The 10,305-nt window shown below is 64.0% G+C and carries 8 protein-coding genes, 1 tRNA gene and 1 pseudogene; 2 read left to right on the top strand and 8 right to left on the bottom strand.

The annotated features are described in order from the left end of the window. The 8 genes and pseudogenes from A5652_RS18365 to A5652_RS18325 all read right to left on the bottom strand — a co-directional run. Positions 1 to 284 (bottom strand): annotated as a pseudogene (locus tag A5652_RS18365) (transglutaminase); the annotation flags it as partial. A 465-nt stretch (positions 285 to 749) separates the two neighbouring features. After that, complete coding sequence (locus A5652_RS18360) at positions 750 to 1,424, bottom strand: PAS and ANTAR domain-containing protein (protein ID WP_082983979.1); 675 nt, start codon at positions 1,422 to 1,424, stop codon at positions 750 to 752. A 942-nt stretch (positions 1,425 to 2,366) separates the two neighbouring features. Continuing rightward, a tRNA-Arg gene (locus A5652_RS18350) sits at positions 2,367 to 2,439 on the bottom strand. Positions 2,440 to 2,486: 47 nt separating this feature from the next. Then, entirely contained in the window at positions 2,487 to 3,281 is a 795-nt protein-coding gene (locus tag A5652_RS18345) for an LLM class F420-dependent oxidoreductase (RefSeq protein WP_067354558.1), read from the bottom strand. Between the two features lie 37 nt (positions 3,282 to 3,318). Beyond that, complete coding sequence (locus A5652_RS18340; protein WP_067354537.1) at positions 3,319 to 4,395, bottom strand: poly-gamma-glutamate hydrolase family protein; 1,077 nt, start codon at positions 4,393 to 4,395, stop codon at positions 3,319 to 3,321. Further along, entirely contained in the window at positions 4,396 to 5,646 is a 1,251-nt protein-coding gene (locus A5652_RS18335; protein WP_197514008.1) for an Nramp family divalent metal transporter, read from the bottom strand. A gap of 76 nt (positions 5,647 to 5,722) precedes the next feature. Further along, entirely contained in the window at positions 5,723 to 6,799 is a 1,077-nt protein-coding gene (locus tag A5652_RS18330) for a diacylglycerol kinase (RefSeq protein WP_067354552.1), read from the bottom strand. 23 nt (positions 6,800 to 6,822) lie between these two features. Then, positions 6,823 to 7,614: an SDR family oxidoreductase gene (locus A5652_RS18325; protein WP_067354534.1), complete on the bottom strand. Its 792-nt coding sequence runs from the start codon at positions 7,612 to 7,614 to the stop codon at positions 6,823 to 6,825. A gap of 611 nt (positions 7,615 to 8,225) precedes the next feature. Here A5652_RS18325 and pstS point away from each other — a divergent pair. Continuing rightward, positions 8,226 to 9,338 carry a phosphate ABC transporter substrate-binding protein PstS gene (gene pstS, locus A5652_RS18320; protein WP_067354531.1) on the top strand — a complete coding sequence of 371 codons (1,113 nt, stop codon included), beginning with the start codon at positions 8,226 to 8,228 and terminating at the stop codon, positions 9,336 to 9,338. Between the two features lie 111 nt (positions 9,339 to 9,449). Next, the coding region (pstC, locus tag A5652_RS18315; RefSeq protein WP_232001236.1) for a phosphate ABC transporter permease subunit PstC at positions 9,450 to 10,305 on the top strand (856 nt) is incomplete at its 3' end.

The raw sequence follows: 10,305 nt of genomic DNA, 5'->3' as shown, positions 1-10,305 counted from the left end.
AGATACATCGACTGGTCGTATTCGTTCACCGGAGCCGCATCGGTCTGACCCACGATTGTCGCAGCGTAGTCGACTTGCAGCGTGCCCACCGCTGCATCGAACTTATGGATACGGTTGCCGTGGTCTCCGCTGACTTCCAAGGGCCGGATTGGCCGTCCGTTCAAGACGAAGCGCAGCGACTCGAAGACGTCTGTGCCCGGATGCGGCGCAACAGCAATCTGAAACTCCAGCGTCGTGGCCGCCGTGATTTCGACTTCGATCTCGACCCCGACTTCTCGTCTCATAGCGCGATACTGCGCCAGTCGTTGCGGATTCGCCAGCCGTGGTCCGCAGAGAGCGGGTACTGCCGGGTCCGCGCGAGCGGGCCGGCCCCGAGCAGCGAGGGGCGGTCCGATCAACTATTCAGACGCGGAGTAGACGACGATAGTTTTCCCACCCGGGCGGCGGTAGTGGAGTCGTCAGAATTCACAAACCTTACGTCGCAGACGAATTCGGCGGAGCCGATTCAGATTTAGTAGATCGTGGGGCAGGGGGGCGGGCGGCTCCATGGCGGGGAAAATGTTTAAGAAACTTAACGGATCGTATTGTCGCTCACCGACTTTGCCGTTTGCCTGCTTCTCGATGGGGTATTGAGCGATGTAGGCGCGCGACGGACCCGGGATCGCCGCGGTGCTTAGTCCCCGGTTGGTCATGAAGCGGCTGCCGGGGGCGCCATATTCTGTCAGGGGTCCTTCTACGGTCAGCCCGCGCTATCGAGCTAGTGCTCGGGGGCTTTTCAATAACGCATGGTCAAACAAGGTCTTGTCGAAGATCCCGCTCGCTGCGACGCCGCGTAAATCACCGCAGAGCCGTTCGCATAGCGCCCGGACTTTGACGTTGGTGGCCTGAGACAACCACTTGAGCAGGTCAAAGGCGGCTTCGGCATCAATGTCGTAGACGAGCATGAGCATCCCCTTGGCCCGCTCAATGGCCGCGCGATGCTCTGTAATCTCACTAACTTTCGCGGTGACCGCGTCCTCGCGTGCCTGCTCGGACGGACTCACGTCGACATAAAAACCATGTGTACCGATGACTGCACCGTCGTCGTCGAAGAACTGGTCCCCGATGACGATTACAGAGCGGACTGCCCCGCCGGTGTCGATGATGCGATGCCGGCCGCTAAACACACCGCGGGTGTGAATGATGCGGTCAATAGTCGCTGCCACTTCATCACGGTCATCAGGATGCTTGTGGGATAGCACCAGCTCCATGGTCGGGGTGACCGTGCCTGGCTGATAACCGTGCAACCGTCGCACCTCATCAGACCACTCCCAGCGTTGGTCATCGAAGTAGAACCGAAACCATCCAGTCCGCCCGGATGCCCCTGCTAAGAGCTCTCCCTCAAGTTCATCCTCAGTAGGAGACTCACCAGCGGTTCTGGACACAATACGGACTCTAGCGTCACTGGTGTGGAGCAGCTACGGCGTCAGTTTTAACGAGTTAGCCGACCGATCTAGTTCGTTTGCTCGCCGGCTTTGTCTCTGGCGGATTGGGCTTTGGACCGATCTTCTCCGGCGGTCCGCCGGTGTTTCGTGGCAGCGTCGTCATGCAGGTCGCCAGTAGTGTTGGGCTCTGCGTGGGCGGCCCACTCATGACCTTGCGCCACCTGCTCATTGCGCTGCGCTGCCAAGTCATTCTCGGCCGCGCCATTCTGCGCTGATTCCGGCATATCACATGTCTACCCGGCAACTGCGGTGTTAAGCGCCGATGGTCTGCCCGCCCAACTCCGCGGCGTTCAACGGTCAAGGATGCAAAATGGCGCGTCGCTCGCCGGTTTCCCACGCAGCGGACCCGGGTAAGACACACCCCGTGACTACCGCAGAACAGCCGCCACCCGAAGGCGACGAACAACCCCCGCAAGCCACAGACGACGAAGATGGTCCCGACGCGCAGGCCTCTGAGGACGATGACCTGAAAACTTAAATCAGATCGTCCTCAACGCGACGTGCGCTGCTCGCGGGTTCCGCCATCATTGGTTCCCGCAATGAAAATTGGTCGGTGTGACCATCGACGGATGCCTCCCAGCCGTACGAGACCGCCTGATTGCGGCAGTAGCCACGCTGAGCGACCCCATAAAATGCACGCCGGTGCGCCGCCGATCGCCCCGCAGACTTCCCGCCGACTCCCGTACACAATCCGGTACCCATCGGGCTGCGAGTCATCGGGGAAGTCCGCGCCAGGCGGCACCGAGATCTCCGCGTGAGGGTTTGTGGCCGCGACGGTTCCGGGGTTGGTGCTCATAGTGTGCTCCGTTTCACTCGGAGCCATGCCGAAGAGACCTAGTTGTGCAAATCTTGTGCGGGTTTGCATCTGTGCTGGTCAGATCGTGCCCCCGGCAGGATTCGAACCTGCGACACCGGCTTTAGGAGAGCCGTGCTCTATCCCCTGAGCTACGGGGGCGGACCGGGCTGAGCTTACCGGCCGTCCGGCAGGTAATCGCTCGGCGGTCAGCGCAGTTCGGCGATCACCTTGGAGAAGTTGTCGAGGTTGTTGTCCTGCAGGGTGAAGGATGACACACCATACTTCTCGCGGTATGCGGACAACGTATCCGCGATCTCGCTGGGGGAACCGCTGAGTACCGAGGGCTGGGACAGGATCTCTTCGTCGGACAGGTCAGGCGAGTAGGCGCGGGTCAGCTTGAGGTCGGGCTCGGTCTCGCCGTCGCGTGGCATCGCCGTGATCGCCAGGTTCAGCTCGAGTGAGTCGAAACGCTCTCCTGCGGCGTTGCGGACGAACTCGACGCGTTCGGCGAACGGATCCTCGACGTCGCGCACCTTGGAGCCGGTCAGCCCGATGATGTCGGCGTTGCGGGCTGCGATGGTCAGCACCCGGTCGCCATTGCCGGCGATGATGAGTGGGGTCGACGGGTGGTGTTCTTTCAGGTACTTCGTCATGTGCTCGAGGTAGTCCACCCGGGCACCGGCGCTGGGATAGGGAATCTCCGCGGCCTCGAACTCTTCCCGGACATAACCGGTGCCGAGTCCGATCTCCAGGCGGCCGTTGCTGAGCAGATCCAGCGCTTGCATGTCCCGGCTGAGCAGGGCCGGTTTATAGAACGCGGAGTTCAGCACATACATGCTCAGCCGCAGCGTCGTGGTAACCATCGCGACCGCGGTCAGCGTCGGGAACGGTGCCGCGGCACCCAAATGGTCGGGCACACAGAGAATGTCAAAGCCGGCGTCCTCGGCGCGCTTGGCCTTATCGAGCAGCGCCTCGCGCGACTTGAAGAACCGCATGCTCATTCCGAAGCGAAAATCCTTGGCCACCAACCATCTCCGTTCAACGATCCGACATTGGCCAACTGCGGGCGGCCGCGGCCAACCCCTGGGTCAGGGCGCTGGTGACCGACGACAAACCGTCATCACCCGGCAGCGGGCTGCGCGGGCTGATCCCCCTGACCCGCGACGAGAGCTCCAGCTGCGTTCCGCCACCACGAACCCGGTTCACCGGGTTGCGCGGGTGCAAGCCCCGCAACTCCGGCGGGATGTCGTCGAGGTCGGTGATCACCTGATAGCCGGTCAGCTCGATGTGCCGGGTCAGGTGATCGGCCAGTGCGCGATTGCGGCCGCCCGCCAATAGCTGGGTGCTGCGCCCATCGCGGCCATATCCGTGCAGCGACACCGCGACGTCGACATGGTCGAGGAACTCGGCGAGCCGTGGCGACTCGGCCGGATCGAACAGGGCCGACGGCAGGTGGTGCGGATACCGGTCCGGATGGCGCACGATGTACACCGAGGCGCCGGCGGCTTGGGCGGCGCGCTCGGCGATTACGTCGGTCATCTCTTCCAGCCCGCCGCCGTGGATCGCGAAAAAGCCGAAACGCGAGCGCAATTGGCTGATCTCGGTCACCCCAGGCTCACTTAGCAATGCCGAAAGCGACTGTGGCCCAAGCTCGGACGCCGACAACGATTTCGGGCTGGGCCATCCAGCGGGGTCCCAGCGGCGCAAGAAGTCGACCCAGCGTTGCGGCAGCCCGTGCTGGGTGGCGCCGTCGATGATCTTGGGCAGGTAGCCCGGGCGGGGCGGTCCCGGGGTCACCCGGTGGTCGATGTAGACCCAGGCCGACGCCGGCCCGTCGTCGGTGTGCACGGTCATCTCGTCGCGGCGGTAGCGCACCGGCACACCCTCGGCGCTGTCCAGCGTCGCCAGGTCGCCGTCGGAGATTTGCCAAACCACCCCGTACACCTGGTTGCCGGCGAGCGGTTCCACGGTGGCCACACCACGCTGGTTGATCAGCCAGTCGTGATCGGCCAGCACCGCCGGCCGCGGTCGCGCGGCGTCGGGACAGCGTTGCGCCATTTGCCGGACGCACAGGTTCGACCCGTATGCGAAGTAGAGGTGCCGGTGGGCCGGCATTCAGCCGGTCACCGTCAGCCAGATGAGCACCACGTTGAGCAGAGTAATCAATACGCCGACGGCCCAGCCAACAAGAGTCGTGATGCGGTGATTGACGTCGCTGCCCATCAACTCGCGATCGCTGGTCAGCTTGATCAAAGGCAGCACCGCAAAAGGTATTCCGAACGACAACACCACCTGCGACAGCACCAACGCGCGGGTGGGATCGAAGCCAACCGCCAGGATCACCACGGCGGGCACCAGAGTGATCACGCGGCGCACCAGCATGGGAATCGACCGGTGCAACAATCCCTGCATGATCATGGCTCCGGCATAGGCACCCACCGACGACGACGCCAGACCCGACGCGAGCAAGCCGACCGCAAACAGCACCGCGATGCTGGCGCCCAGCGTGTTGTGAATCGCGGTGTAGGCGCCCTCGATGGAGGCGCTCACATCGCGATGTTGCAGGTTGACCGCGGCGATCAGCAGCATCGCGGCGTTCACCGTGCCGGCCACCGTCATCGCCAGCACGACATCCCAGCGGGTGACGCGCAGCAGCAGGCGGCGATGCGACCCCTCGCCGGGATGCCCGTGCCGGTCCAGCACCAGCCCGGAATGCATGTACACCGCGTGGGGCATCACGGTGGCGCCCAGGATGGCTGCGGCCAGCAGCACGCTTTCGGTGCCTTGGAATCGGGGCACCAGCCCGCCGAGCATCTCCTCCGGCGGCGCCGTCTTCACGAAGAAGCTCGCCGCGAACCCGATCGCGATGACGAGCAAAAGGCCGGTGATGACCCGCTCGAAAATGATCTGCCCGCGCCGGTCCTGAATCCCCAGCAGCAGCAAGGCCACCAAACCGGTGATGAGGCCGCCGACCAGGAGCGGCAGATCGAAGAGGATGTGCAGCGCGATGGCCCCGCCAACGACTTCGGCCGCATCGGTTGCGACGGCCACGAGTTCGGCCTGAGCCCAATAGATCAACCGCGCCGGGCGGCCCATCCGCTTACCGATCGTGCCGGGCAGGGAGCGCCCGGTGACCAGCCCCAGCTTCGCCGACAGGTACTGCACGAGACCGGCCAGCACATTGGCTGCCACGATGACCCACAGCAACAAGTAGCCATACTGCGAGCCGGCGCTGACGTTGGCGGCGACGTTTCCCGGGTCGACATAGGCGATCGCGGCAACGAACGCGGGCCCGAGCAAATACCAGTTGCCCTTGAGCGAGCCCTGGGTGCGCTGCCCCAACGTGCCTACCTCGATTCCCTGCACCGAATAATAAAGTGAGGTTAGCCGAACATCGCGGCGCGCCCGTCAGCGGCTCCCGGGCGTTTCCGGTCCCTGAGCCTCAGCGGGGGAGGTAGAGCCCCTTCCCGGTGACCAGCGGCAGATCCAGGGTGGTCACGATGCCCGGTTGGGCGGCGACGACCGCAGGGATCGCGTTGACGACGCGCATCGCGGTGGCCACCAGACCGGCGTGGTTGTGATCGCCCTTGCGGCTGCTCAGGCAAACATCCATGGCATAGGACGGTTCGCCGGTGATCTCGATGCGGTAGGAACCGCCCTCTTGAGCGGGCTGCGGCCATTCGGGGCACAGGTCCTCGCGCAGCCGGGTGACGTGTTCGAGGACGACGACGGGGTGGCCGTCGACCATGCCGAACACCTCGAAGCGCAGAGCCGCGGCGGTGCCCTTGGCGATATGACCCGAGGCGATGTCGAAGTCCTCGGGGGCTGGTATGCGAACGTAGTCCTGGGTGACCTCGTCGAGCGAAACACCCAGGCCCGCAGCGATTTGGCGGATCACCGACCCCCACGCCAGGCTGAGGACGCCGGGCTGCAGCAGCATGGGAAGGTCGTCCAGCGGCTTACCGAAGCCCATGACGTCGAACATGACCGCCGCGCTGTCATACGTGGCGTAGTCGACGATCTCCATGCATCTAATCTGCTCAATGCTCTGGCAGGTACCCGCGAGCGCCAGTGGCAACAAATCGTTGGCGAATCCGGGATCGATACCGTTGACGAAGAGACTCGAATTCCCTTGTTGCGCGGCATCTTCCAACGGCTGGATGAGTTCCTCGGGGATGACCTGCCACGGGTACTGCAAGAAGACCGGGCCGCTGCCGACGATGTTGATTCCCGCCGCCAAGACGCGCCGATAGTCCTCGAGCGCCTCGGGCAGGCGGTTGTCGGCCAGAGCGTTGTATACGGCGCATTGCGGTCCGGTGGCGAGCACCGCATCCAGGTCGGTGCTGGCAAGCACGCCGGTCGACTCCGTGAGCCCCGCAAGCTCTGCCGCGTCCTTGCCGGCCTTGGCGTCCGAAGACACCCAGACGCCCTTCAGTTCGAACCCGGGATTGGTGATGAGCGCCCGCAGCGCGTGGATACCGACGTTGCCGGTGCCCAATTGGACGACGGGAATGGGCATGGCTAGCTCCTCAGCGGTCGGGGTCACAGGTCCGGAACGGGTATGTCGAGGTTGGGAAAGGTGAGACCGCCGTCGACCTCGAGCGTCTTGCCGGTCAGGAAACTGCCGGCGGGAGACGCCAAATAGACTGCGGCAGCGGCAATGTCGACGGGATCGCCGAGGCGGCGCATCGGAGTGGCCTTCTCCATCGGCGCACGCAGCTCGTCGTTGGAGGCAACCACGTCCAGGGCGGAGGTCAGGATCGATCCCGGCGCGATCGCGTTGACTCGAACGCGCGGGCACAGGTCCAGGGCGGTCAGCCGGGTGTAATGCGACAGCGCGGCCTTGGCGGTGCCGTAGGCGGCAAAACCGCGCCCGGCCAGCCGGCCCATGGTCGAGGTGATGTTGATGATGCTGCCGCCGCCGGAGTGCTCCAGCATCAAGGGGACCGCGGCCAGCGTCAGCGCGTGGGCCGTCGCGACGTTGAAGGTGAAAGCGTCTCTGAGGTCCTTGGTCGAGGTGGTCAGCAGCGTGTTGGGCATTGTCCCGCCGACGTTGTTGACGACGATGTCTAGTTTTCCGAATGCCTCGACCGCCTTGCCGGCCAGCTCCGCCGTGGACTCGGGATGCGCGAGGTCGGCGGCCACGACTTGGGCACGCCGTCCGACGGCTCGAACCTGTTCGGCGACGGCTTCTAGTTGGGACTCCGTACGCGAGGCGATCAGAACATCGGCACCCGCCTCGGCGAAGGCCAGCGCGATGGCCGCCCCGAGGCCGCGGCCCGCACCGGTGATGACGGCGACTTTGTCGTCGAGACGGAACCTGTCAAGGATCATTGGCGGCCTCTCTTCGTTTCGGTGTCAGCCGACACGGTAGCAAGCCGCGCCGTCTCGGATTGGGCATTTCTGGAACACGTTCTACTTTTGCATATGGCAATGCTGGCATGCCCGCCGAAGCCCATGCGCGCGCCCCAGTCGCTACCGGCCCTCGCCCGCGCCGTTGCATCATTCGCCCGCCGTTGACCCTGGTGCTGTTAGCTGACCGACGGCGATCATCGTTGGTCTTTACCGTGAGGAAGTAATTTGAGGCGCAACCGATTTGGTGGCGCGCTGCGTATGCTGACGGCCGGTGCGCTGGTGTTGTCGGGAAGCTCCCGGCTGGGGCAGTCCATCGGCGCCATTTCGTGAGATGCTCACGGGATCACGGCGCCCGCATTGCAAATTAATCCGAGCAACTTCCTTTGCTGACGGAGGGCAGTGAATCAAGGCTCAGTTCCGCTTCCGCCCACGTCGCGGCCGTCAGCCGCGGCGTTAAGCGGCAATCGTCGAACCGTTTGCTCACAGTTAACCTTGTTACTGTTAGCTTCGTGGCTGCGAGACGGGCCGGTCGGAGCGCAGCGCTCCTGACCGGCGGCGATGCTGTTTCATCCCTACCGTAAGGAAGCGAATTGAAACTCAACCGATTTGGCGCCGTGCTGGGTGTCCTGAGCGCCGGCGCGCTGATGATGTCGGGATGCGGAAGCGACAACAACGGGACCGGCGCGAGCGCAACCAGCGGTTCCTCGTCGGGCAAGGTGAGCTGCGGCGGGGCGAAAACCCTCAAGGCCAGCGGTTCGACGGCGCAGGCGAACGCGATGACCCGCTTCGTCAACGCATTCGAGCATGCCTGCCCGGGACAGACGCTGAATTACACTGCCAACGGATCGGGCGCGGGAATCAGCGAATTCAATGGCAAACAAACAGATTTCGGGGGTTCGGACTCGCCACTGGCGCCGAACGAATACGCCGCAGCCCAACAACGTTGCGGTTCGCTGGCGTTGAATCTCCCGGTGGTGTTCGGCCCGATCGCCATCACCTACAACGTCACGGGTGTCAATTCGTTGAGCCTGGATGGCGCCACAGCCGCAAAAATCTTCAACGGCGCGATCACGATGTGGAATGACCGGGCCATCCTGGCTCTCAACCCGGGTGCCACGCTGCCCGCCGAGCCGATCCACGTCGTATTCCGCAATGACGAATCCGGCACCACGGACAATTTCCAGAAATACCTAGATGCCGCCGCCGATGGCGCGTGGGGCAAGGGTGCCGGAAAGACGTTCAAGGGTGGCGTCGGCGAGGGGGCGAAGGGCAACGACGGCACCTCCGCGGCGATCAAGGCCACCGAAGGATCCATCACCTACAACGAATGGTCGTTTGCTCAGGCGCAGAAACTGAACATGGCCAAGATCGTCACCTCTGCCGGCCCGGACGCGGTGCCGATCAGCGCCGACTCGGTGGGCAAGACGATTGCCGGGGCCAAGATCGCCGGCCAGGGTAACGACCTGGTGCTGGACACGCTGTCGTTCTACAAGCCGACCCAGGCGGGTTCCTATCCGATCGTGTTGGCCACCTACGAGATCGTGTGCTCGAAGTATCCCGATGCCCAGATCGGTACGGCAGTAAAGGCTTTCCTGCAAAGCACCATCGGTGCGGGGCAGGACGGCTTGGCCGACAACGGCTACATCCCTATCCCTGAGTCGTTCAAGGCGAGGTTGTCTGCTTCCATCAACGCCATCACCTAACCTGAGGTGGTCGTGACACCAGGAACAGCAATAGGCCCGTCGACCACGGAGAAGCCGGCATTAACAACGCTGAGTGAACACGTGGGGCGGCGGGCTGATCGGCTGTTCAAAATGATGGCCGCCGCGGCCGGTTCGACGATTGTGGTCGCCATCCTGTTGATCGCGGTATTCCTGTTGCTGCGTGCGGTCCCGTCGTTGCGCGTCAACCATGCGAACTTTTTCACCAGCGCCAAATTCAGCACCAGCGACCCGAACAGGCTCGCGTTCGGTATCCGCGATCTGCTCATGGTCACGGTGCTCAGTTCGGTCAGCGCGCTGGTGCTGGCCGTCCCCGTCGCGATCGGTATCGCCGTGTTTCTCACCCAGTACGCGCCGAGGCGGCTGGCGCGACCCTTCGGTGCGGTCGTGGATCTGCTGGCCGCGGTGCCGTCGATCATCTTCGGGCTGTGGGGGATCTTCGTGCTCGCACCCCAGCTCGAGCCGGTGGCCACGTACCTCAATCGCCACCTGGGATGGTTGTTCCTGTTCAAGCAGGGCAACGTGTCGTTGGCCGGTGGTGGCACCATCTTCACCGCCGCCGTGGTGCTTTCGGTGATGATCCTGCCGATCATCACCTCCGTCTCACGCGAGGTGTTTCGGCAGACCCCGCACATCCAGATGGAGGCGGCTCAGGCCCTGGGCGCGACCAAATGGGAAGTGGTGCGAATGACCGTCTTGCCGTTCGGCCGAAGCGGGGTGATCGCGGCCTCGATGCTGGGGTTGGGCCGCGCGCTGGGCGAGACCGTCGCGGTGCTGATCATCTTGCGTTCGGCAGCCCGCCCGGGCAATTGGTCGCTGTTCGACGGCGGCTACACGTTCGCCTCGAAGATCGCGTCGGCGGCCGCCGAATTCAGCGCGCCGCTGCCCACGGGGGCATACATCTCGGCCGGATTCGCGCTGTTCGTCTTGACGTTCGTGGTCAACGCGC

The organism is Mycobacterium sp. 1165178.9 (assembly GCF_001673555.1).
GTDB lineage: Bacteria > Actinomycetota > Actinomycetes > Mycobacteriales > Mycobacteriaceae > Mycobacterium.
This window is presented reverse-complemented; position numbering and strand designations above follow the sequence as displayed.

Bases quoted from the DNA above. Each gene is read 5' to 3' on its own strand.
- A5652_RS18345 (WP_067354558.1), bottom strand. From the start codon at position 3,281: ATGAGCATGCGGTTCTTCAAGTCGCGCGAGGCGCTGCTCGATAAGGCC.
- A5652_RS18340 (WP_067354537.1), bottom strand. From the start codon at position 4,395: ATGCCGGCCCACCGGCACCTCTACTTCGCATACGGGTCGAACCTGTGC.
- A5652_RS18330 (WP_067354552.1), bottom strand. From the start codon at position 6,799: ATGCCCATTCCCGTCGTCCAATTGGGCACCGGCAACGTCGGTATCCAC.
- A5652_RS18325 (WP_067354534.1), bottom strand. From the start codon at position 7,614: ATGATCCTTGACAGGTTCCGTCTCGACGACAAAGTCGCCGTCATCACC.